The 23,044-nt window shown below is 30.3% G+C and carries 36 protein-coding genes and 1 pseudogene; 2 read left to right on the top strand and 35 right to left on the bottom strand.

What is annotated here, in order from left to right; all coding sequences use genetic code 11:
- Positions 1-20 precede the first annotated feature (20 nt).
- The 35 genes and pseudogenes from RWN11_RS02280 to RWN11_RS02110 all read right to left on the bottom strand — a co-directional run bounded on the left by RWN11_RS02280 (position 21) and on the right by RWN11_RS02110 (position 20,529).
- The gene (locus RWN11_RS02280) at positions 21-587 is read right to left on the bottom strand and encodes a phage scaffolding protein (RefSeq protein WP_314160181.1); all 567 of its coding nucleotides are present in this window, start codon (positions 585-587) and stop codon (positions 21-23) included.
- 108 nt (positions 588-695) lie between these two features.
- Positions 696-1,805, bottom strand: coding sequence for a phage minor capsid protein (locus RWN11_RS02275; RefSeq protein WP_314160180.1), 1,110 nt, complete (start codon positions 1,803-1,805; stop codon positions 696-698).
- Complete coding sequence (locus RWN11_RS02270; RefSeq protein ID WP_314160179.1) at positions 1,789-3,279, bottom strand: phage portal protein; 1,491 nt, start codon at positions 3,277-3,279, stop codon at positions 1,789-1,791. The genes RWN11_RS02275 and RWN11_RS02270 overlap by 17 nt, the downstream gene beginning before the upstream one ends.
- A 10-nt stretch (positions 3,280-3,289) precedes the next feature.
- A complete protein-coding gene (locus tag RWN11_RS02265) occupies positions 3,290-4,594 on the bottom strand; it encodes a PBSX family phage terminase large subunit (protein WP_314160178.1) in 1,305 nt (434 codons plus the stop codon).
- Complete coding sequence (locus RWN11_RS02260; protein ID WP_314160177.1) at positions 4,587-5,030, bottom strand: transposase; 444 nt, start codon at positions 5,028-5,030, stop codon at positions 4,587-4,589. The genes RWN11_RS02265 and RWN11_RS02260 overlap by 8 nt, the downstream gene beginning before the upstream one ends.
- 102 nt (positions 5,031-5,132) lie before the next feature.
- Positions 5,133-5,333, bottom strand: coding sequence for a hypothetical protein (locus RWN11_RS02255; RefSeq protein WP_314160176.1), 201 nt, complete (start codon positions 5,331-5,333; stop codon positions 5,133-5,135).
- Positions 5,334-5,407: 74 nt separating this feature from the next.
- Entirely contained in the window at positions 5,408-5,686 is a 279-nt protein-coding gene (locus tag RWN11_RS02250) for an S-adenosylmethionine decarboxylase (protein WP_314160175.1), read from the bottom strand.
- Positions 5,676-6,989: a ParB N-terminal domain-containing protein gene (locus tag RWN11_RS02245; RefSeq protein WP_314160174.1), complete on the bottom strand. Its 1,314-nt coding sequence runs from the start codon at positions 6,987-6,989 to the stop codon at positions 5,676-5,678. The genes RWN11_RS02250 and RWN11_RS02245 overlap by 11 nt, the downstream gene beginning before the upstream one ends.
- Positions 6,990-7,174: 185 nt before the next feature.
- A complete protein-coding gene (locus tag RWN11_RS02240; RefSeq protein WP_314160173.1) occupies positions 7,175-7,609 on the bottom strand; it encodes a DUF1492 domain-containing protein in 435 nt (144 codons plus the stop codon).
- On the bottom strand, positions 7,599-7,724 hold the full coding sequence (locus RWN11_RS02235) for a hypothetical protein (RefSeq protein WP_314160172.1): 126 nt from the start codon (positions 7,722-7,724) through the stop codon (positions 7,599-7,601). Before RWN11_RS02235 ends, RWN11_RS02240 begins: the two co-directional genes overlap by 11 nt.
- A 2-nt stretch (positions 7,725-7,726) precedes the next feature.
- Positions 7,727-7,921, bottom strand: a complete 195-nt coding sequence (locus tag RWN11_RS02230) for a hypothetical protein (protein ID WP_314160171.1) — start codon at positions 7,919-7,921, stop codon at positions 7,727-7,729.
- Entirely contained in the window at positions 7,908-8,141 is a 234-nt protein-coding gene (locus tag RWN11_RS02225) for a hypothetical protein (RefSeq protein ID WP_314160170.1), read from the bottom strand. The genes RWN11_RS02230 and RWN11_RS02225 overlap by 14 nt, the downstream gene beginning before the upstream one ends.
- Before the next feature lie 3 nt (positions 8,142-8,144).
- The gene (locus RWN11_RS02220; protein WP_314160169.1) at positions 8,145-8,510 is read right to left on the bottom strand and encodes a YopX family protein; all 366 of its coding nucleotides are present in this window, start codon (positions 8,508-8,510) and stop codon (positions 8,145-8,147) included.
- A 3-nt stretch (positions 8,511-8,513) separates the two neighbouring features.
- Complete coding sequence (locus RWN11_RS02215; protein WP_314160168.1) at positions 8,514-8,660, bottom strand: hypothetical protein; 147 nt, start codon at positions 8,658-8,660, stop codon at positions 8,514-8,516.
- Positions 8,661-8,875: 215 nt separating this feature from the next.
- Positions 8,876-9,400 carry a hypothetical protein gene (locus RWN11_RS02210; protein ID WP_314160167.1) on the bottom strand — a complete coding sequence of 175 codons (525 nt, stop codon included), beginning with the start codon at positions 9,398-9,400 and terminating at the stop codon, positions 8,876-8,878.
- Positions 9,393-9,857 carry a hypothetical protein gene (locus tag RWN11_RS02205; protein ID WP_314160166.1) on the bottom strand — a complete coding sequence of 155 codons (465 nt, stop codon included), beginning with the start codon at positions 9,855-9,857 and terminating at the stop codon, positions 9,393-9,395. The genes RWN11_RS02210 and RWN11_RS02205 overlap by 8 nt, the downstream gene beginning before the upstream one ends.
- Before the next feature lies 1 nt (position 9,858).
- Positions 9,859-10,056 carry a hypothetical protein gene (locus RWN11_RS02200; protein ID WP_314160165.1) on the bottom strand — a complete coding sequence of 66 codons (198 nt, stop codon included), beginning with the start codon at positions 10,054-10,056 and terminating at the stop codon, positions 9,859-9,861.
- A gap of 12 nt (positions 10,057-10,068) precedes the next feature.
- The gene (locus RWN11_RS02195) at positions 10,069-10,248 is read right to left on the bottom strand and encodes a hypothetical protein (protein WP_314160164.1); all 180 of its coding nucleotides are present in this window, start codon (positions 10,246-10,248) and stop codon (positions 10,069-10,071) included.
- 11 nt (positions 10,249-10,259) lie between these two features.
- Positions 10,260-10,517: a hypothetical protein gene (locus RWN11_RS02190; protein ID WP_314160163.1), complete on the bottom strand. Its 258-nt coding sequence runs from the start codon at positions 10,515-10,517 to the stop codon at positions 10,260-10,262.
- Positions 10,518-10,782: 265 nt separating this feature from the next.
- Positions 10,783-12,663 (bottom strand): phage/plasmid primase, P4 family, encoded by a 1,881-nt coding sequence (locus tag RWN11_RS02185; RefSeq protein WP_314160162.1) that lies wholly within the window; start codon positions 12,661-12,663, stop codon positions 10,783-10,785.
- Positions 12,647-13,966, bottom strand: coding sequence for a hypothetical protein (locus tag RWN11_RS02180; RefSeq protein ID WP_314160161.1), 1,320 nt, complete (start codon positions 13,964-13,966; stop codon positions 12,647-12,649). The genes RWN11_RS02185 and RWN11_RS02180 overlap by 17 nt, the downstream gene beginning before the upstream one ends.
- Positions 13,967-13,994: 28 nt before the next feature.
- Entirely contained in the window at positions 13,995-14,450 is a 456-nt protein-coding gene (locus RWN11_RS02175; RefSeq protein WP_314160160.1) for a DUF669 domain-containing protein, read from the bottom strand.
- A 5-nt stretch (positions 14,451-14,455) separates the two neighbouring features.
- The gene (locus RWN11_RS02170) at positions 14,456-16,141 is read right to left on the bottom strand and encodes an AAA family ATPase (RefSeq protein WP_314160159.1); all 1,686 of its coding nucleotides are present in this window, start codon (positions 16,139-16,141) and stop codon (positions 14,456-14,458) included.
- A complete protein-coding gene (locus RWN11_RS02165; protein WP_314160158.1) occupies positions 16,131-16,433 on the bottom strand; it encodes a hypothetical protein in 303 nt (100 codons plus the stop codon). The genes RWN11_RS02170 and RWN11_RS02165 overlap by 11 nt, the downstream gene beginning before the upstream one ends.
- Positions 16,426-16,719: a VRR-NUC domain-containing protein gene (locus RWN11_RS02160; protein ID WP_314160157.1), complete on the bottom strand. Its 294-nt coding sequence runs from the start codon at positions 16,717-16,719 to the stop codon at positions 16,426-16,428. Before RWN11_RS02160 ends, RWN11_RS02165 begins: the two co-directional genes overlap by 8 nt.
- Positions 16,716-16,916, bottom strand: coding sequence for a helix-turn-helix transcriptional regulator (locus RWN11_RS02155; RefSeq protein ID WP_314160156.1), 201 nt, complete (start codon positions 16,914-16,916; stop codon positions 16,716-16,718). The genes RWN11_RS02160 and RWN11_RS02155 overlap by 4 nt, the downstream gene beginning before the upstream one ends.
- Complete coding sequence (locus RWN11_RS02150) at positions 16,913-17,230, bottom strand: hypothetical protein (protein ID WP_314160155.1); 318 nt, start codon at positions 17,228-17,230, stop codon at positions 16,913-16,915. The genes RWN11_RS02155 and RWN11_RS02150 overlap by 4 nt, the downstream gene beginning before the upstream one ends.
- Complete coding sequence (locus RWN11_RS02145; protein ID WP_399535867.1) at positions 17,199-17,645, bottom strand: helicase-related protein; 447 nt, start codon at positions 17,643-17,645, stop codon at positions 17,199-17,201. Before RWN11_RS02145 ends, RWN11_RS02150 begins: the two co-directional genes overlap by 32 nt.
- 21 nt (positions 17,646-17,666) lie before the next feature.
- Positions 17,667-18,389, bottom strand: a pseudogene (locus RWN11_RS02140) (SNF2-related protein); the annotation flags it as partial.
- A gap of 138 nt (positions 18,390-18,527) precedes the next feature.
- Positions 18,528-18,761, bottom strand: coding sequence for a hypothetical protein (locus RWN11_RS02135; protein WP_314160154.1), 234 nt, complete (start codon positions 18,759-18,761; stop codon positions 18,528-18,530).
- Positions 18,752-19,075, bottom strand: a complete 324-nt coding sequence (locus tag RWN11_RS02130) for a helix-turn-helix transcriptional regulator (RefSeq protein WP_314160153.1) — start codon at positions 19,073-19,075, stop codon at positions 18,752-18,754. Before RWN11_RS02130 ends, RWN11_RS02135 begins: the two co-directional genes overlap by 10 nt.
- The gene (locus tag RWN11_RS02125) at positions 19,062-19,748 is read right to left on the bottom strand and encodes a helix-turn-helix domain-containing protein (protein WP_314160152.1); all 687 of its coding nucleotides are present in this window, start codon (positions 19,746-19,748) and stop codon (positions 19,062-19,064) included. The genes RWN11_RS02130 and RWN11_RS02125 overlap by 14 nt, the downstream gene beginning before the upstream one ends.
- 191 nt (positions 19,749-19,939) lie before the next feature.
- Entirely contained in the window at positions 19,940-20,071 is a 132-nt protein-coding gene (locus RWN11_RS02120) for a hypothetical protein (RefSeq protein ID WP_314160151.1), read from the bottom strand.
- On the bottom strand, positions 20,071-20,277 hold the full coding sequence (locus RWN11_RS02115; RefSeq protein WP_314160150.1) for a hypothetical protein: 207 nt from the start codon (positions 20,275-20,277) through the stop codon (positions 20,071-20,073). Before RWN11_RS02115 ends, RWN11_RS02120 begins: the two co-directional genes overlap by 1 nt.
- A gap of 42 nt (positions 20,278-20,319) precedes the next feature.
- Positions 20,320-20,529: a DUF739 family protein gene (locus RWN11_RS02110; RefSeq protein ID WP_314160149.1), complete on the bottom strand. Its 210-nt coding sequence runs from the start codon at positions 20,527-20,529 to the stop codon at positions 20,320-20,322.
- 181 nt (positions 20,530-20,710) lie between these two features.
- On the opposite strand from RWN11_RS02110, the gene RWN11_RS02105 reads away from it, so the two are divergent.
- Entirely contained in the window at positions 20,711-21,457 is a 747-nt protein-coding gene (locus RWN11_RS02105) for a S24 family peptidase (protein WP_314160148.1), read from the top strand.
- Between the two features lie 54 nt (positions 21,458-21,511).
- Positions 21,512-22,900 (top strand): recombinase family protein, encoded by a 1,389-nt coding sequence (locus RWN11_RS02100; RefSeq protein WP_314160147.1) that lies wholly within the window; start codon positions 21,512-21,514, stop codon positions 22,898-22,900.
- The last annotated feature ends 144 nt before the right edge of the window (positions 22,901-23,044 follow it).

Genomic DNA, 23,044 nt, shown 5'->3' with positions numbered 1-23,044 from the left:
TTGAAAAATTCCTTTCTTTACTATTTATATTGGTCTAAAATTGCTTGGAACGGGTCAACGCCTGCTGTTCCGTTTCCGTTAGGGTTGCCACCAACTGTAATCTGAGGTGTAGTTGGTTGTTGTTCCTGTTCAAATAAGAAAGGCTTACTTTCTTTCAACGAATTAACTACCTCATCAAGTTTAGGCTTCCCGTCTTCTCCTAACTCAACCTTATCAATATCAATAAGTTTCATTAGAACATCGCTATCATGTGCCTTAACATCTTTAAGTGCTAAAGCAATAGCATTTGTTTTGTTGATTTGTGCCAACTTGTTATCACTATCAAGCTTGAATTGGTTGTATTCTTCTTGTAATTTTTCTAAAGCCTGTTTAGCTTCTGAATTAACATCATTACTTTTAGTTAACTCTTCAAGTTTATTTTTTTGTGATTCAAGTTGTTCTTTTAATGTGTCATTCTCAGCAGTTAGTTCTAACTTCACTTGTTGTTTCGCTTTCTCCACCCCTGCACCGTACGCTTGCATGATTTTATCGATTGCGTCCTTATCTGTTACTCCTGCTTCGATTAACATATCTCGTTTTAAGCTCATAATTTAAGCTCCTTTCGTTTTACGTCCTGTAGACTGAATTTTTAGCACTGTGACACCGTGCAAGGCATAAAAAAATAAGCCTTTTAACGTCATACTTAGGACGAAAGATTAGTATTTTCTGATAACAACTGGATTCTTTTCTATAAGGTTCTTTCTACCAGCCTTTAAAGTTTTTTCTCTTAACTTTAATTTAGCTTGTAGTTCGTTATCTTGTAATTCTTTAGCTAATCTTTGTTTATCTTTAATTATTTTTATTTCACGGTCAAAAGCTTTTAATCTTGCTTTATCTAGAGCGTTTTGTTTTGCTTGTTCCTCGGTTAGATTCTCCAAATACTCTGGCAATTGGGGTTTATAATTTACACCAACAACAAAAGGTGTCAGATAGTGTCCACAGTTGATTCCTAAACAACCCCCTGGGCTTCCATATCCATAATCTGGTAAACTTAACACCCTTTCACCGTTAATTGTTCTTGCTACTCCTTTAGTTACTATCTGATGTTGAAGCGGTGCACACAATTCTCTAGCACTTGACTTCGCACTATAATAAAAGGTGTCTATTCCTAAATCGTCCGCTGGTCTTTCCCGCATTTCTCTATATACTCTGAAAGTAGTTGTTCTAATTACCATTTGTGCGTAACGCTCTACAGTCCACGTCCTACCTCCACTATCTTTAAATGCTGTAAACCCCCGTTGGTACATACTCATAACGGCTTCAGACAGTGCTTTTTCGTGTGTTTTCGTTCCACTCACTGCACTTGCTACTGCCTTTTCTAACGTATGTTTATAATTATTTTGTAGTGATCTTGGTAATGTAGTATTAATTAAATTATTAACCTCAAACATTGTTTGCTTAGCTAGTGAATCTAAACTATCTTGAACTAAATAATTGGGTTGAGCGTTAGTTTTCAAAGCCTGTGCCAATTGTTGGTGGCTGTCTTGATAAATTTTGTAACCCTCATTAGCAATTACATCACGAAATACATCTTCAGCAACTCCGCTATATTTAGCTATAAGGTTTACATTTTCTTCTGTGATTAAATGCATATCGTTTAACTTCTCTAACTGCCATATATAAGGGTTATCTATTAAATCAGCCGTTCCACGTTTCTTTAGTCGTCTGATTATATTAACCATAATATCCATTGTTAATTCGTGATATAAACCTTCTACTTCTTTTTCTTTTATCCAAAATTTACCATCATTATTCTTTAGCTCCATAGATTACCTCGTCTGTTTCATCTAGGTTCGGTTGTACTTCTTCATTGATTTCATTTAACATCTTGCTAGCTTCTTCATCAGTCACGCCCAATACTTTAGAAATAGCATACTGCTTACTAACAATTCCACTTGCTAAGGCTTTGACCCAATAATTAAGCTCTGCATTTCTATCTGTGAACACTCCATCATCAAGGTTAACTGAAATATCCTCTAGCTTAGGTATTTCACCATGATATATTCCATGTGCCTTACCTAATTCACAAATAGATACTACAAGTTCTTTAATTGAATGTTCCACTAACGATACAATGCTATTTCTTAATTGAAATGTATCTGAATTTTCGCTGACAACTTCTGTTGCTGTCTTCATCGTTTTCCCATCAAAACTAAACATTCCACCACTAACTCCAACTTGCATTTCAAACATTGCTAATCCCTTATTAATGGCTTTAATGTAATCATCCGCTCTAATAGGTGTAGTTAAATCAACGATTTTATTATCATCAATTCCTCCACCTATTTGAACAAACACATTTTGGTCCGTTTCAAATCTTCGTTTTGTTGTAAATTCAGTTCCTGTCATAACAGTCATAGTTGTTAATCCTTCTGGAACGGCAACTCTACGCTGTCCCATCTTAATTTCCCACATAAACTCATCATAAGTTCTATTAATGAAATCAATTGTTGTTTTCGCATTATCGAATATTGATAACCCCAACGGACTATTAATATCTTTGTTATTCATTCCTGGAGTTTTCAAGTAAGTAAATAACGGTCTACTCAGTCCTTTAATCACTATGCTTTCCTCTAAATCTTCATATAGTTCACTCAATAACACTTGACTACCAATTGTGCTTGAATTGTTTGACTTGTAAAGTTCATTTGTAATTGTTAAATCTTCATCGTTCCACTCGTGGAACTCTACTAATGTGTAATAAATATTTGTTTTACCTTGACTTTTAACAGTTTTAGTAATGATTGCTGCACTACTTACATCTTGCATGTTGCTTTGTAATGGTAAAAATACTGGCGCTTGAATAAATGCTACCTTAATTGTTTTACCATCAAAATATGGTCGCATTGCAATTCCACCCAAAGCCAAACAACTTTCAAGGTATCTTTCAAAGTTCTTGTTAAATCTATCATTTAACAAAACATCGTTAATAAACTGATTAATTGTTTCATTATCAACCGTTATTTCAGCTTGTTCGTTGTAAACTAACCCTGCTATCTTCTTACAAGCTGTTCTAGCAAGTGGTAAATGATTAAATTTCCTTGTTCGTTGCTCCCCGTCTGTGTTCAGATAGGTAACATCGTTAAATTTACTTTGAAAGTATTTTAAATTGTTCTGAATCCTGTTGTATTCTTCCGAAGACACAACAATTTTCGGATGGTCTAATATGCTTGTTAAACTTCCTTGCATTGTATATTTGCTCCTTTTGAAAAAATCTTTAATAATTTGTATAATTTTCATCGTTATACTCCTACGCTTTTAATCCTAATAGTTTTGAGTTATCTAAAACAAAATACTTAAATTCGTCGACGGTGTGGTCGTCCTCTTTAATTACTTTTGGTTCGGGTGTATTGATAGTTTTTTCGTCATATCTATACATTTTATGTTCTTCAATGAATATCTTGTTATTTTCATTGTTCAAATAAAAGAACCTACCTTGAGCAAGTAAACTGGTTACAGTATCAATCATAGTTTGATTTTTTAATTTTGCCACAGGGTTCCACCTTATCCCAAAATCTTTAAAGTACTGGTTTCTTAACGCTCCCTCAGCACTATCTATTGTTAATTTAATAGTGGGAACATTATATATTTCTTGAACGCTACTGATGAAATCATTAATCATAATAGTTAAATCACTGGGTGCAGCTTTAACACTTCTACCTGCTGGAGAATAATAGAAAGTATCCAATAAGATCACATTTCCTTTAGCAGTAATACCATAAGCACCGCAAGCCGTGGCGCTTTGTTGGTGTCCTGTATCTAATGCATAAGATATTCCTATGATTTTATCGTTGCTAGGTATTTCATCTAAAGGATGAAAGCAAGCCATATTATAAACGTTATTACCTAATCCAACTGGCTCACCTAAATAAATGTAACGATAATATTCAAAATCATTTTCTTTTATCCTGTTAATATCTGCCAACATTTGCTCAGTAACAAAACCTAATTCATCGTTTAAATAGTTTGATTCATGAACTAAATAACTATTATTAGTTTTCATTAGCTCGCTCCACTCATTAATCCAGTTGTAAGGGTTCCTCGGTGGGTTGTAACTCCAGTAAAACTTAACAAACGCTATTAACGGGTGTTTCTGCCTCATGAAAGTTATGTTTGTTTGGTCGAACTCCTCTTGGCTGTCAAACTCTGCCGATTCTTCATACCAAACAGCGATTATATTTCCAATATCATTTGACTTTAATTTATTGAAATCATCAGCACCATAGAAATAAAAACTTGACCCTGTTGCTTTGTGTGTGATTTTAAACGGTGATACTGTACTTTTGAATGAATCAGTTAAACCATATACATTTATCGCCCAATTTATTTTATTAAACACACTATCACGAATTGTATTTGCAACTTTTCGGATAACTACTACATTAGCTTTTTCACCTTTAGATATCATCTTCACCATATCTTTAACTAGTTTCAAAGCAACAACTGAAGACTTAAAACTATTTCTACCGCCTTTTAAAATATTGTAAGGTACTTTAGAACACCATACTGGCTTAAAATGTGGGTTAACATTCTTCTGAATATCAAATCTAGTCATCGTCCCACCTATCCACAATTACAATTTCTTCACTAGGTGCTACATCAGTATCTTTTAACAAGGCTTGAGTTTCAGCTTTAATCTTAGCTTCTACAACAGGGTTAAATTTACGCCATTGCTCTGGCATACGATTTTTAAGCCAAAAAATAATAGCACTAGTTTCTGGTAGCGCTACTTTTTTTATTTTCTTAATACGTTTCCGTTGCTTTCCGTCTATTTCTTCAATAATAGTCTCCGTTTCTTCGTACTCAAAACCCATTGCACGTTTTAAAAGTGCATTTTCTACTTCAAAATCAACAGGAGTCTTCCCTTTTTTTAGGGCTGCCGAAAGTGCCGAATACTTCTTCTTCCACTCACGGAAAGTTGAATAACTAATACTCATATTTTTTGATATTTGTTCATCAGTAAGTCCTTGACGTGCCCAACCCTCAATCATTAGTAAGTTATCGTGTTCTAACCACTCTTGGTACTTACCTTTTGCGATTTTAATTCACCTCCAAATTTAAGAACAAAAAAAGAGCAGTTTATTTAAACTACTCTATCTCATAAAACCAGCTACTGTAACTAATCTTGGTTTTTGATTATATTTTTTTGCGATTTCTTTACTTTTTACGTTTACCATATCTATATAAACTTTTACTACTTTCTTAGCTTCTTCTAAAGTAATAAAACCGTGTTTAAAATTCATTTTTGCTAGTTCCGCTTTTTCTTTCGCTATTAGTATTTGTTCTTTTGTCATTTTATTTACCTACTTTTAATATTCTTTACATTTATTATTATACGAAATATTTTACTATTTGTAAACTAATTTCATTAAAGAATATTTATTTTATAGTTAAAAATTTTACTCTTTTCTTCATTGCAGCTACTTAACTCAATATAAGTCTTATTTTCTTCTGGGAATGTGTGAACTGCTAAATGGCTTTCAGCTAACAACCATAAAGCCGTGTATCCTTGAGGTTTAAATTCGTACTCTACAAAATCTAACACATTAAATTTACACTCGTTTAGTATTTTATTTAATGTATCTTTTAATTTTTTCGAATTACATTCTTTAACCCAATATGTATCATTAAATATTTTAGCTTTCAATTTCTATTACCTCTACATCTTCAAAAGTATCTTTAATATTTTTCGGGTTCCCTTTATAAAATACCAAGACATTTTGTTTCACATTTACAGTTTTTCTGGTTTTAAAACAACCACGAGCTCTAAGACCTGCTGTTCCATAAGAATTTATTAAGACGATATCATTATAAAAATGTAACCCTGCTTCTTTCATTGTTTTCTTTACATCATCAACAAAACCATAATAAGCACCCGTCTTTTTATCTCTTACATCACCAACAACTATAACTGCAAACCTATCATTTTTTAATAACTTAACGCTTTTCTTAAATGCGTCATCCAATATAGCGTAAAATTCTTCATAACTTGATTGATTACTTGCGTCATTTTCCTTATCACTATAAACTTCTAAATCAAAATAAGGAGGACAACTAAATAATAAATCTTGTGAATTTTCTTCTAAATGCTTATCTATATTTCTACCATCATCGCAAATGTATTTAGCATTCAAATTAAAATCATTACATCTAGCTTGATTAAGTGCAGCTTGTTCTTCTCTTAACTCAATACCTGTAAATTCATTTTTTAAATAACTTGAAACAAAACCAAAAATTGTATCGCCTGCAAAGCAATCAAATATTTTATTCCCTTGTTGTTTAGGCGAGAACCATTTCACAACTATTTCTGATAAGACAGGATCTAATAAACTTACTTCTTCAAAACTACCTGTGATATTATTTATTAAATTAACGTGATTTCTACTTTCACCATTATCTTTTATTAGCTCACGCCATTTCCTTTTACGTTCCACCCAATAACCTATCCTTGTATCAAATATATTAACTGGCGGTACTATAAAATCTTCTACTAAACTACCACTCTTACCATCTGGATATTTTTCTTGCATTACATTTGATTCATTAATATTTTCACTTACTTTTTCAGTTTCCCAACTATCTTCTTTAAATATATCAAAGTCGAAGTTACTCATATCAAATTCAATCGTTTCTAGTTCTGCTTGTAATTTTTGCATATCAAAACCAGTATTCATAGTAAGTTTGTTATGAACTAGTATATATTCACGTTTTTGTTCTTCAGTTAAATGTTCTAATTTAATAACAGGTACTTCTTCCACACCTAACCTTTTAAGAGCAAGGTAACGTCCGTGCCCTTCGATAATCACGTTATTTTCATCAATTGCTATCGGGTCATTATTTCCATAACGCTCAATAGATGTCATTATTTGTTCAATTTGTTCATCAGTATGTATCTTTGTATTATTTTCATATTCTTTAATAGTATCAATATTAATATTTACTATTTGCATATCTTCCTCCTTGATAAAATAAAAAAGCACCTGCGAACAGGTACTTTTTATATTGCTGATAAAATACTTTTACTTAAAAGAGAACTTTGTAAAAATATTACTCTATCATAATAGCACATTAATTATTATCTTTGGTAATATTATATTATAAAATATAATAAAATATTATAAAATATAATAAAATATTATCTAGTATTAGGTATTCTGATTGCACTTAATGCTTGTGCATGTAATTTATTTCTAGTATTTTGTGGTAACTCCATTTTCTCCTCGATAACATCCCAATTAAGGCGTTCTATATATCTAAGAGTTAACAAAAGTTGTAATTTTGGATTCTTCACTTGATTAATAACCTCTAACACTTCTTTCTTAAGTTCTACAGCTTTAAGACACGTATCAATAATATCTTGTTTATAGCGATCAGTTTTATCAATCAAAGCTTCCCAACTATCCTGATTACCGCCTTTAATCTGTTCTTTACGATAATCAATAGCTTTAACCCCTTGCTTACGTTGTTCTTCAGCTTTTAGACTTCGTTGTAAGCTGTCAATCCTATCTTCATACCACCAAATACGTTCTAAATATCTTCTTTTATCATTTCCTACACGTTTAATCTTCATCTTTCGTAAACTCCTTTAATAAAGTTGCTAAAACATACATTACCATAACTAAAGCTATCATTAGCACAACTGCACATATACTCCAAAATAACCCTATTACAATTGATGGCAGCATTGCTATTCCCCCTTTGCACTCCAGTGAAAATAATCAATGTTATTAACACTTATTAGTTCCGAACCTATCCAAATATACATGAATGAATCTTCAGAATCTTTAATAGCTTGAAATAACACTTGAATATTCACTTCATTAGCTTCAACAGTAACTGTTTCACCGTTATTATATTTAATCGTTAAATCATATATCGTCAACCTCAGTCACTCCTAACTCATTTAACTTTTTAACCATTCCATCTCTAATTCCTTTTAAAATATCTAATACTTTCTCCATTTGCTCATCAAAAAGTATAGCTTTATAATTGAAACAATACATAGGAATATGATTTTCTCTTTCTATTTTACCTATTACCCAGTTAATCTTATGTAATTCATCTATTAATTCATTAGCTTCTTTTAATTCTTCATAGTTCATTAATTAGTCCTCCAACAATTCCTTATTTTCGTAAATGTTACCAACTACACATGCTGATTCATTATTTGCTTCTAATGCTAAATATATACAATCAATATGTTTTTCACTTTCAATTACAAAACCTTTAAAAGATTTGTATTTCACTTCAAAATGTTTTTCTAAAATCTCAACGATATCTCCTAAATGTATTTCTACACCGTTTTTATCTTTTAATCCTGTATTTTCCATAAACTCAACATCTTCAAAATCAAAGTATCTATACATGTTACAACTTTCATCGTAAACCTCAACTACTTTATTATCAAACTTAATTGATTCTACTTCTAACACTTTGTTCAAATACTTAACATATACTTTTGGTTGTTTCATAACTTATTCCTCCTCTGTAAACATCATCTTAAATATTTTTCTAACAATCCCTTTAAATATTCCATACAAAGTAAAAACTCCAAAAATAAATAATATTCCGTAAAAAATTATCGCTATTCCATTTTTTAAAAAATCAATTATTGCTTCCATCTTTTATTCTCCTTTTTATTCTTTTCTAACCACGTTTTAATTGTTACAAACATAACCGTCGATAAAATAATCGCAAAGAAACAAAATATAATACTTAATATATATATCAAAATATCTACTAAAAACATATTTTATACCCCTCTAATCTTCCCACCATCTCGATGGACTTCTACCGAAAATAATTCTTCTAATACGTCTAATTAATCTTTCAATCATTAGCAAAGCACCTCTTTAATCTCATCTCCAAACTCTTCAATGAATTGTTGTGCTAATCTCTTTGATTTGAAATAAGGTAGTTTAGAGAAGTTTCGGATACCTGAACACCAGTTTACATCTAACGTTTTATCACTATTTCTATAAATTATATAAAAATTAGCTGTATTATTTTCGTTAGGTGTCCATCCTCCATTGTATTTTTTCGCACAATCTTTTATTTTTTGTATTAGTTGCCTTTCTTTATCGTATCTTTCAGCTTCTTCTCTAGTTTTGAAAGCTAATCCACGTTGATATATCAGCTCATATTCATATTCATCAAAATTTAATATTTCTTTGACTAAATATATTCCTCCTAATTCATCAACATAATAATAATTTTCTATATCCTCTGGCACTTCCACTTCGTATGACGTTTTAACAGGTGCTAATCCTTTTTCTTCTTGCAAGTCAACCAACTTAGTTTTAATCCAATCTATTGCACTTGCTAATTGTTCAAGCTTTTCTTGTAATTCTTCATTAATCATCTTCAACCACTCCTAACTTATTTAATTCTTCAACCATTTCACCTCTGATTTCTTTTAGAATATCAACAAATTTTTGTTTGTACTTTTCATTAAAAGGTATAAAGTAATCCTCAATACTTACACGATAAAAAGGATGTTCAAGTTGTCTTAATTTTAAATCAATTTCTCTAATTTCATTTAATAACCCATTAGCTTTTTCTAATTCCCCGTTATATTTTGGTAATTCCATCCAGTAAATAACATCATTATCAGTATTTTCAAAACCTACTCCATCTCCAATTTCTTCCCATGTATCGATATATGTATCAACAAACTTACCTGAAGACAAAGGGTAAGTGACCAGTACTTCTTCGTTAATATTAGGCGTACGTCCATCCCACATAAAATCATATTTATCTCCATAAATTTCCACTTCGTCTTCAGTCATCTTTCTCGTTGTTAATTTATGCCATTTCATTCTAAAACTCCAACCTTTCTAATTCTTTTTGAAATACTTCTAAAATTTCAATAAGCTTTTTCTTTTCTTTCTCAGTTTCAATTCTAATACCTAAGTTATTGTTGTATTCTAATTGCTTAAGAGAGAAAGAAATTGTGTAACCTTTATATTCAATAAATAGGTTATCTATATCTTTAAAATTAGCTATTTTTAATTTCATTGTTAACCCCTCTTAAATATCAAATTCAAAATCTAAATAATCAGCTGTATCATATCCATTTTGATTAAAGAAATAATCACATGCTAATTCTTCTAATTCTTCTTCAGATAGTTCTTCTATATCAAAATCTTCATCTACTGGCATATTAAACATAACTCTAAATTTAACATTTAACCATTTTTGTTCATTCATTTTTAATCCTCCTAAATCTCAAACGGCTGACCGCCTTTAATTTCTTGTAACTGCTTGAACATTTGTAATTCTCTTATGCGATCTTTTTGTTGTTCTATTAACCTTTGTTTTCTAATATTTTCATTTGCTAGTTTTTCAATGTTATCACTAGCAATATAAGTTCCAACCACTAATCCAATTGTGAACATTATTAATAACATACCTAATGTTATTAAAAACAATGGTAAATTAAATTCCTTTTCACGTCTTATTTTTTGTTGCTTGTTCATTTTTCTTCCTCCGTCAAAAATATAGCTACCTTTACGAACGTTTATTTTATAAGTTTTCATACTGTTTTCAAGGTAGCTATATATTATATATATAAGTAATTTTCTTTATATTTATATATATAATATATACAACTACTACTATATAAAGATTTCACAAAATATAGCAACATAGCTACCTTTCTCTTAAAAAACCAGTTACACCAACACTTTAAAGAGGTAGCTATATTTTAAAAACATAGCTACCTATAGCTACCTATATAGCTACCTATTTTTTAAAATATACTTTTGTAACTATTCCATCTACTTTTTTATCTTTAGTCGTTAAATTAAAATGATTATTAATTTTTCTACTAAAAGCTTTGTTAGGTATACTTTCGTAACCCTCACGGTTACAATATTCAATATATTCATTATAAATAGTACTAGATTTCTCACCTACTATTAAATCAACATTCAACATTTCTAAATACTCACTAACAGGATCGATCTCGCTCTTGTATTCTTCAAATTCCTTGTTAGTATATTCATTTTCAGTAAATTTCCTATTTTTCAAAACTCGTTTAAGTCCAGTAAGCCCCAGATTGATTAAATATTCCATGCTTTCCTCACTTATTAAATCATCAATAATAAACGGCTTATAGTCAGGACTATTACTATCAAAATACGCTTTAAAAGGTACTATTACCAACCTACTTAATACTGCAGGTGCGTCATCTCCATCACCTAATTTAGGAATGTTATTTGCACTATAAATCAACTTACAGTAAGGAGTAAATTCAAACTTATCACGGCCTTTTTGTTCGGCTGTAATTTTTTCACCCGATACAATTTTTTTAAACTGTTCAGTATCGTATAGTTTTTTATTTGAAATATCATCGCCAATATTAGCTAATTTATTAACCATCATCGCAGTTGAAAATCTATCGTTTAAATGTTTAATATCTAATACAGAAGTGTTTTTACTTCCTAATAATTCTTTTAAGATATTAAGGAATGTACTTTTCCCGTTTTGCTTCTGACCTGTTAAAATAAAAGCTTTCCTCAACTCATTACGTCGATAAAATGTATAACCAATCATTTCTTCAATTAACATTCTAATTTCCTTGTTATTAATAGCCAAATTATTTAAAATTTCATCTGTTAAACTAGCGTAACTTGTAGGGTTGTAATTCCAGTTTATTTTGTTAGTGATAATAATATCGGGTGTAAAACTAATAAATTCATCAGTTTTGATATTATATAAACCGTTCTTAAAAGCTATATAGTTATAATCACGTAACTGATATTCTTGTTCTACTAATAGTTCTAACATTGCCAGCGCTTCTCTACGTTGTCCAATTGTGAAGTTCGGCATATATTTAGAGATAGTACGTTCTAGCTCTATATTTCCATATTCATATATTCCGTCTTTATAAACGTGCAAATTACCATTTATTCGCTTGATATTATGATTACTGATTAAAAATTTACAGAACTTGTGATAGTTAAATTTGCCTTCTTTGTAGAAAATTTCTTCAGAAAAAGCGTCATCTCTTAAGATCACATCAACCTCATTTTCTGATAAGGGTTCATCTAGTATAAAATCATTGATTAATCTTATTGTTTCCCTAACTTCTTCTTTCTCAAAATCATAACTTTGCAGCGTTAAGATATACTTAAATAGCGTGCTATTTCTTCCGCTTCCCTCATGCAAGTTTCCAAAATCATATTTACTTTTAATAGGTCGTAAATATTTAGGTAAGTAGTCATAAGTGTCGCTATCCCACTCAACAAATCTTTCAGCACCATCTTTCTTAAGCACTTGATAAGAATTATTTAAACCTACTTTAATATCAGCCTTAATTCCAATAGCTAAATTAACGTTAGTATAATTCTTTGTTACACCTTTATTTTTAAAAACAAAGTGCTTTCCTCTTGAAGTTTGATAAACTTTACAATTTAGTTGTTTTTCTTCAACAAGATTCATCAGTTTTTCAGAACTTTCTTCATCGTCTACATCGATAAGGATTACATCGTCCCTAAGTACACCACCATAAGATTTTAGTTTCTTTACTTCTTCAAGTGTTCGGAGTTCTTCAGCGTTTTTAAATTTATCAAGCGAGCTTTTACCGTTCGTTTTGACATAACCTCTATAAAGTGACTCCATACTTTTTAACCCTCCTAATCGCTTCTGAAATATACCAATTTTCATCATAGTACTTAAACTGAGTAGATACATCAAAAGAAAATACACCTTTAATAGGTCTACCATACCAATTTGCGAAAACTCTGTAATCTGGCTTAGCTAGTATTTGAAATTCACGTTCATCTTTACAATTATTAATAGTTTTAGATATCATTTCACCTGAGGTCAAATAAGCACGCATAGAGCGTTTTATAATGCTTTCGGTGTAATTACCCTCCGAACACTCTTTAAGCTCCCCTACAGCCTTTATTTCGCCCCCTATAAGCAAATAATTATTAACATCTTTCTGATATATTTTATCGTAACAAGTAAACGTTAAATTGTACCTTGTTAAATCTTCGAACTTTTCACAAATTCTGTCTATAGTATCAAAGTCATCATATTCAATAATAATCCCATCAGTATTAGTTTGAATTAGTTTAATGTGAGGTTCTAACATTTCAATCAACAAGGTAATTAATAATTGTCCGTTAACACAAATAGTATTGCTTGCTCTAGGATTGTAAAGATCACTAAATTTATTTTTAAAATTACCTACAATACTATTATCAGCTAGCTTGTAAGGTAGTCTTTCGGGTTTACCTTTTAACTTTAGGTTCTGTTCGTGTATATATTTAGCACGTGAGATTTTCTTAATATTAAAATAACCTAATCTGTTTAACATTGTAGGATAGAAAGCTTCAATATCGATTACTAAAACAGGTTTACTGCTGCAATAAGATTTTCTTGCACCATGGCAACCGCCGTAACCATAAGTATGTTCAACCCCTGCTATCATAGTTTTGTACTTTTGCGAATAGTTGTTATTATTTACAAAAAAGTTTCTAACATGTGAGTATTTGAATAATATATCTAATTTCATAAAATCAAACTCATCCTTATAACAAGGTGTGCCACCTATTGCATAAGCAGTAATACTAGCAATGCTTGAGTTTATTAAATATTTAGGTAGTTTAAATTCATTAATCAACGCCATCTTGCATTTGTAAGTATCTATGTTTTCAAAGAACGTTTCTACCACCGCTTCAAGCTCCGTCTTAACATTATAACTATTCATCTTATACTGTATTGAATACTTATCCTTGCAATCGTAAACTGTAACTACATTCTTTAAATGGTCCGCTTGGTCGTATGTTATCCATATTTCCTTTTTATTTCTTTTGATGAATTTATCTAAATCATCGTTGTTATCTATGATTAAATTTTTCTTTGTATTAAAATCAGCAATATGAATATCACTGTTTTTAATGTAATAAAATATCATTGTTTACCTCCGTGGAGGTCGAGGGCGGTTAACCCTCGAATACCTCTAAGATTTTATAAGTTTTAAAGCCTTTTTTATTCTCACCATATTCAAGTGAATATTCTAGTGAATTTTCTTCAGCAAAATCTTTAATTTCATCAATTAAGTTTGCATACTGTGCAAATGATTCAAATGTTACTTCAATTTCTCCATCTGATAACTTTTCAAGTAACGGCTTAATAATCGCCAGTTTTTGTCCTTTGTCCACAAGTTGGTATTGGAAAATTTTGTTATTTTCATAATCACCGCTTAAAATTGTGTACCAAATTTTCACCATTGGTTTATCACTCTTACTCATAGTAAGTTCAAGTTCTGATACTGCTACTTCATAAGTACCTGGGGGGACTTCTTCAAATTCACCACCATTTTCAATTGCTTTTTGAGTATCCTCTTTTAATCCTTCTAAATCTGCTTCTCTGTCATATTTGCTAAAATCGATTGCCATTGTTCTTATTCTCCTCTACGTCTTCTTCTAGTTTTAGTTTCTGTTTTTTCTAATTCTACTTCTTCAGTAAACGGGTTAACTACTTCGTTCCCCTCATCATCAGTTACTATAAAAATTTCATCTTCTGCTGGTTTAGTCTTGCGTCTTCGTTTTGGTTTCTCCTCCACTACTACCTCAGCTTCTACAGTATCTGGAATTGAAGTGTCTGGCGGTGTAGTTTCTTTTACTACTTCACTTTTAACTACCTCTTTACTTTTAACCCCGTCTTGCGCTTCGATAAGTGCTTCTTTAAACTCATTCATATCTAGGTCGATTAAATCACGTTTAAAATTAAATCTACCTCCACCAAAAGCATTATTAACTTTCTTAAGTTGTAATTTACGTTTACCTTCTTCATCGATAAACGCTCTAACTGTTAAATCTACAGTACCACTTAAAACGTTGGCTGTTTTATCATCAATGTTAGGTGTAAAGATCGTTCTAGTATTTCCGTTTCTTAATTTAACTTCTTCACGTTTTTCTTTTGAGATATAAACTATTTGATATCCTAAGCTTTTTAATCGCTTCATAGCAGTATTAAATTCACTGCTTACCATTTGCCAACCTTTACCAAACCCTCCATCAGATTCATGTTCCCAATTGTACTTATCGAAAATGTATAATCTACATAAATCTCTTAAATCTTCTACTAGGTCAATTGCTATTGTTTTAAAAGTATTTTCTTGTGTTTCTAAACTGTCGATTACTTCCAGGAATGATTCCCAACCAAATTTAGTTTTAATTAAACGTCCCTCTTGTTTCTTCTCATTCCTAATTAGTACAAACGGGCTCTCAGTGTTATCTGTATTTCCGTCAGTATTGATAAATAATAGGTCCTCAAATTTATCTACAAAAGTTGATTTCCCAACATAGCTATCAGCATAAATCCATAAGTCTGGCTTTGTGTCGATAACCTTTTCGCGTTTTTTGTTTTCTGGTAATTTAAACATATAATTTTCTCCTCTACAATATTCACAATGTGGATTATTACATTTTGGAAATAACCCCTTAAAATCTGTATTTTCTATTTTTTTAATAATTTTGAAAAACTCATTTACTTTTGTTTCATCGTATTCAACATATCTAATAAATGGTTGTTCTAAACTTGCTACAATTCTTTTTCTAAAGCCGTGCAAGTCTTCTTTTGTTTTTTGTCTGATAAAAGTTTTCGGAATAAAGATATAACCTAAATCTTTTACTGATTTATTAAAGATTTTTTCATAGTAGTATTTATAAATATGTAATTGCCTTGAATTTAAGTAATTTTCAACGTTGTTTGAGTATTTAAAATCAAATATACTTACGCTACCGTCTTTATTGTGGATAACTAAATCGATAAAACCTAAGAAGTTATCTGTTGCTATTTCAACCTCGTATTCACAATTAAAAGCATTTAACTTTCTCATTACACGGTCAACCTGTACATTCATTTTAATTAATTCATTAACATGAAGATCAGTTATTTTTGGAAAGTTCTCAAGGTATATTTTTTCAAAGTCCTTTCCCTCAATTCCACCGTGAACCGCACTACCAATAATTAACGGGTTATTAGGTTCAAGATTAGGTATTGTTTCTATTTCAAAAATATACTTAAATTGAAAAGCATACTTACATTGTTCAAATAATGATACTCTTGAGTAACTATAGCGCATGTATTTTTGCTATAAAGTCATTCATTTCTTTTAATTTAGAATTGATTAACTTATCTTTCAGTTCTTTTTTTCTAAGTATAATTTCTGAACCGCTAATTCTATCTATTAAGAAATTGTTAGGTTCGTAATTTGAAGTATCATATTCAATAAATACTGCCAGTTGGATACCATATTTAGTTAATACCGTTACAATATCTCCCGCTCTTAAACCTATAATATCAGTGTAAAAACTATACATTTTATCAGTGTAATCTCCAAAATCTTTTTGTATTTGTACTCTTGCTTTATTCATTGATTAGCTCCTCTATTAATTTTTTAAATTTTTCAAAACCACTAGGATATAGCACCATGGCAATACCTCCAGCGTTTTTAATTTCTTCAATTTTCTTTAATTGTAATTTGCTAGGCTTTCCCGTTTCACGTTTTACTTCAATACCTAAAAAGTAACCATTGCAGCAAATTAATAAATCGGGTGTGCCTTTTATTCCGAAATACTCAGGGTTATATTTTAGGAAATAACAACCTTTTTCTTTTAGAAATTTCTTTATTTTGTTTTCAAATGCTTTCTCGCTCATCATTTTTTATCACTCCATCCAACCAGCCATGCTGGGTTAACTTCATATAATTTAGCTAGTTTTTCAACCATATCTAGTTTTGGTAAACGGTGATTATTTTCAAATAATGATAATGAGTTTTGGTCTATAAAAACCAGTTTACAAACTTCAACTTGTGTTAAACCTCTAGCTTTTCTTGCTTCCTTTAATCTGTTAATCATTTTAATGTGATTCTTAAACTTTCAGAGCGTTTTGTAACTTTTGGATAGTCCTCTAGTAATTCTGCATACGCTACTGGTTCTTTCTTTTGAAATTCTTTTAAATCAATTGATACACTTTCGCTAGGGTTAGTTACCATAATTTTTATAAAATCATTGTCGATTGATTTTATTCCAGCTTCTAGCATGGCTTCTAATAGCTCACTTTTTGCTGCCTTAGATAATTCATCTAATTTTTTCTTTTCTTCTTCCAATAACCTTAACTGTTTAAAATCTTCTAGGTATTTATTTTCGAATTCTTGTATTGAATAGCTCATTTGTGTAATCTTCTCCTCTTTCTAGTGCTTTATAAATATCTTCTTCAATCGAATCTTGCACAACCAATTTGTAATAAAAGCAAGGTTTCTCCTGTCCTATTCTGTGAATCCTTTTAATACTTTGCATGTAGTCCTCACATTTTTCAGTTGGCGAATAAAAGATCAGGTGGTTTGCTTTTTGCATGTTGTGTCCTTTTGCTCCTGCTTGATATTGCATAAGCGTGATTGAATTATCAGCATTGTTATAATTTTCTTTATCAACCAATTCTCCATTAACATAAGAAACTGGTCTATCTTTTGGTATGCAACTTTTAATCGCTTCTTTCTCGTGATTAAAATTGTAAAATATGATTAATCTTCCCTCAGTTGAGTTGATTATATCTTTTAATTTTTCTTTCTTGTTTTCGTTGTGAATACTTGCTAACTGCCTTAAAAATAACCTTTCTTTTAGTTGAGTATCTCCAACATATTCGACTTTTCCAAACAGCCTACTTTTAAATTCAACTACTGCATGCTTCACAAATTCCTTGTAATGCTTATCATTTTTAACTTTCATTTCAATAAAGTTTTGTTTTGGTAGGTCAAAAACTTCTTCAGTTTTCATGAATACACATCCGTATTCCCTCATTTTTCGTTTTAACCTATCTACATTCTTATAAGGTTCACTTTTATTAATTTGATAAAATGTTCTTCCAAACCGTTTCCGTAATGTTCTATTTAAAAATTGTTTATAAAATTTAGTTTCTTCAATACCCCAACCTAACAAATTAAGTTGTGTCCAAAGTTTCTCATACTTACCACTAGTTGGAGTACCCGATAGTAAGATCAGATTTTTAAATTTTAACTTCTGTACTGTTTTTGATATGTTGGTTTTACTATTTCCTAATACTGAACTTTCATCAATAATTAGTGTGAAGTTTTCTAGTTTTAAAAGTTCCTTGTAATTCTCACGATAAGTTTTTTCGTAATTAATTACAGCTACTTTCTTACCAGTATATTTTAGGTAGTTTTGTAATATTTTTACGTTAGTAATAGCAAATACTTTATTTTCGTAAAACTGTTCAAAGTGTTCGCTCCAATCACTAACTTTAGAATTTTGGCAAATAACCAGTATTACATCATTTTTATATAGTTTAGCTTGCTCACTAGCAACAAACGTTTTACCTAATCCTTAACCCATATCTAAGTAATAAGCTACTTTATTTCTTCCTTTAGCAGCTTTTATTGCTCTTACTTGGTGGGGGTGCAATTTTACTTTAGACATTTACATCACCTCTTTTCATTTTGTTGGTGTAGTTTAATAATCATCGTTTAAATCTTCCAACATTTTAAGCATGTATTTAAGTTTTAGGTCCATAACTTTAAGTTTTACGAATTCTTTTGTCATTTCACTTGCTAAAAACATTTCATTTGATACCGTTGAATCAATTCCCTCAAGTAATAAGATATTAATTGAAGTATCTAATTTATCTTTTGAGGCTTTTAAAATTTGTAATATTTCTAAAATTTCTTTATCTATTGTTACTTGCATTGTTGTTCTCCTTTATTTTGTGCTATTCTCAACATTAAAATAATAAGTTCTTCTTTTGATAGTTTCATAAGTTCTTGATATAATTCTTCAATATCTTTTTCGCTATCTCCGTAAAGTAGTTCGTTAATAGATAAATTAGCAAGTTTACTAATGCTAATTAGTCTTCCTTTGTGAGGTAATGATGTTCCATTTTCCCAACGTAAAACAATACTTTTATTAGCTTCGAATAACTTACCAAATTCCTCTAAAGTGTAACCCTTGTTCATTCTAATCTGTCTTATACGTCTACCTACAGCCTTTTTATCTATTTTCATTTGTACTGCCAAACCCACCATTTCTAGTATCGTTTTTAATTCTTACACCGTGCGTAACTGGTAATACTTTGTTAAATATTCCTTGTGCAATTCTAGTGCCTTTTTCAATTGTGATATGCTTGTTTGTTAAGTTGGTAAACTCAATCATAATGTGTCCCTCATTCTTAGGGTTGTTATAATAATCAGCGTCTACAATTCCTACACCGTTACTCATTATTAAACCTAAGTTTACTGGTATGCTACTTCTAGCGAATATTTGTAAGTATTCATCATCTTGCATAAAAGCTTTAACTCCTGTTGGTACTAGAGTTGCTCTACCTTTAAATCTAAAAGTTGGAATTGTAATATCAGCACTAGCTATAAAATCAACCCCTGCACTATGAATTGTGGCTTTGATTGGTAGTTCACCATTCATTCCCTCAATTAATTCAAAACCTCGCATTTTTTGATCTCCTTTCAATCTGTTTAAATCTATATCCAAAGCCTTAGCAATTTTAATAATTTCATCTAGTTTAATACTTTTGTTATTTCCATATTTCAAAGCGTACACTTTTGAATTGGTAACACCACTTAATTTAACAAGTTCTTCATTACTCATTTTTAGGTGTACCATTCTTGTAAATACCATCTTTTTGAAATCTTCAATCGCTATGCTTTCTTTCTTCTTACTCACTTTCCAAATCATCCTCATCACCATCTGGGAAAGCGTAAGCTCCTCGTTCATCAAATCCATAAAACGGAATGCATATTGAAGCCATAAGTCCTGATAAAATCCGTTCCCACTCAATATTGCTAACTATTAGCAAACATACTGCTACAACAATGCATGTCCAGTAATAAGTGTTGAATTTTCGTTTTCTCATTTTATCCACTTTGTTCACCTCTAATTACTTTTAATTTATCTGGGTGCTTACTAAAGAATTTACTTAGAAAGTTTTCTAAATTTCCCAACGCTACATCTGATAGTGGAGCGTTGGTTGTAATTGTAACTTTCATTAAATATTCTCCTCGATAAACTCCATAATTTCATCAAATTTTAAATCAACTTCTTTAGCTAATACATCAACTTTATTTCCTACTATCATAGCTTCGTGTTTTTTGCCTTCGTGTAAAAAGTCTAAGTGTTCCAGTTCATATTGTGAAAGTTCTTTGATTCCATCGTTATATTCTGTAAGTAGTTTTTTTAATTTTTCTTTTACCATTCTTTTGCTCCTCCTAAAGTTTAAATCATTTAAACTTGTATTTTAAAAAAAATATGATGCTACTTCCGTCTTAGGAATTTGTAAAATTTTACAAGCTTTATCAATTTCCTTGGTAGTCCAAACCCCGTCATCTTTTAATTTCTTAATAAGTGTGGGTGCTGACATTCCCATCATTACAGCAAAGTTTATATTAGCTGAACAAACTTCGGTTATACGTTTTTGTAATTTATCGTGTTTGTTTCGTGGTGTCATAGAGTTCACCTCCTTTTTATTTAATTTTAAAAGTTTAAATTATTTAAACTTTGTACTTTAATTATACATTTAACTTTTTAAAAAGTCAATAGTTTTTGTTTAAATAATTTAAACTTTTTTCTTTACTTTTATTCTTTAATATATTATAATTAAAGCATATAAAGGAAAGGAGGTGTAAAAAATGAAAATCGCAACTCCTAACGATAGGTTGAAGCAAATAATGAAAGAGCGCAACCTAAGGCAAGTTGACGTGGTTAAGATGTCAGAATATTATCAAAGGGAATTGGGCGTTAAACTTACGAAATCTAATATTTCACAATACGTAAAAGGAACATCTAATCCAGATAATAAAAAAATCCAACTCCTCGCCAAAACTTTAAAAGTATCTGAGGGTTGGTTATCTGGATATGATGTTAAGAAAGAATTAGTAGTTTCTAAAAGTGAGCTATCTAACCATTTTGATAAAATATTTCAATCTGACAAAATAAAGTTAGACTTAGACTTCGCAAACCAAAAATATGAAAATCAAGAACATAAATTAACATTTTTAGCTTTATTAGAAAACTTCGATAAATTAGAAGAAGATAAGCGAAAGAACTTATTACATTATTCAGATGTACTGCTAGAATCTACTTACCAAAAAGATGAATATAATATAGTAGCAACTATGTTTGATAACTCAATGGAACCTACATATTCCGAGGGTGATAGGTTAATGGTTAGTTTTGGATTTGATTTCAAATTCGGTGAGGATTATTTAATTGAGTATAAAGAAGATATTTTAATTAGGAGACTTTTCTTCGAAAATTACAAAATATTATTAGTACCTTTAAATGATAAGCACCCAACAACAACTATAATTTTACCTTTAAAAGATCACTTTAAGGTAATAGGTAAGATAATAGGTAAAATAAAAACAAGCCCTTAATCAAGGGCTTGTTATCACAGTATATAGGTATATTATACCAGAAAGGATATTAATATGCAACGAGTAGCAATTTATGCCCGAGTATCAACTCAAGAACAGGCTGAAAATGGTAATTCACTAGATTTTCAGATTGAAAAGTTAAAAGCATATTGCCAACTGCATGAATTTAAAATAGTTGGTGAATATGTGGACGCTGGAGTAAGTGGTGCTAAATCAGAACGCCCAGCGTTAAATAAATTAAAGAAAGATATCGATAAAATAGATATTGTGTTAATCTACAAATTAGATAGGTTATCCCGTTCAATTAAAGATACTATGTATCTTATCGAGGATCTGTTCAAACCAAATGATGTTAACTTAATTAGTTTATCTGAAAACTTTGACACATCACAAGCGATGGGAATGGCAACCATAGGTATGTTATCCACGTTCGCACAGTTGGAGCGTGAAACGATTAAGGAAAGAATGATGGCAGGTAAGCAGCAAGCAGTTAAGAATGGAAAGTATTTATCAATGGCACCTTTTGGATATATCAAAAAGGACGGTCAACTAATCAAAGATGAACGAACTAAAGATTGTGTTGAATTTATCTTTAAGAAAATGCTTGAGGGGAAAAGTTTGAATGAGATGGTTAAATTATTAGAAATAAACGGATATGAGAATATAAAAAAATGGGAACAGGCTTTTATTTGTAGGATAGTAAAAAGTGTTGTGTACTGCGGTCACATGGAAGCATTGGGAATACTAGTTAAAAATACTCATGAAGCATATATAACGGAAGATGAACAACAACAAATAATCAATATGTTAGCAGACAGAAAAAGCCATAGTTCGAAAAGTGGTAGAAATAAAATACCAGTATTATTCCGTGGTCTTATCTCTTGTCCATGCTGTCATCGACGTTTAACCTACTCTAGGAAACAAAGAAAAAGTGGCATAAAAGTAGTATTTTATAAATGTAACTACTGTATGCTGCGAGGTAAAAACTTTTCAATATCAGAAGGTAATTTTGAAAAGATATTTTTAAAATATCTAAAACATGATTTTAAAATAAAATTTGAACAAAAAGAAATTGAAAAAAAAGACTATTCAAAAATATTAGATAACCTTGAAAATAAAAAGTTTAAACTTCAAAAAGCGTGGTTAAATGAATTGCTAACTGATGAAGAATTAGAGAGGTTACAAAATGAGGTTAACGAACAAATTGAGTTAATTAAAAAAGAAGAAAATGAATATAATACAATAGTTGAAAATTCGAAAAAACAAAATAACATTTCTGATCTAATGGTTAATTTTGAAAAGTTGTATTCAGTAATGGATATCGAAGAAAAAATAGAATTTTTAAACACTATAATTAAAACTATAAAAGTTAACGTAACAGCAACTAAAGTAAAAACTCAAAGGCGATATATATTTAATATCGTTGATATTATTTTTAAATAAAAACGTCCCCCTCTTACATAAGTGTTTTTACATACGTAAGTGGATATTTATTAAGAATTTTAGCCATTTCATCAAAATGTGCAATGTCAAAATATGGAGGTAGTTTTACCCCAATAGGTTTTGTAAAGAATGTGAATACCTCAG

The organism is uncultured Gemella sp. (assembly GCF_963519265.1).
GTDB lineage: Bacteria > Bacillota > Bacilli > Staphylococcales > Gemellaceae > Gemella.
The sequence above is the reverse complement of the archived record's forward strand: the minus strand, read 5'-3'. Positions and strand labels throughout refer to the sequence as shown.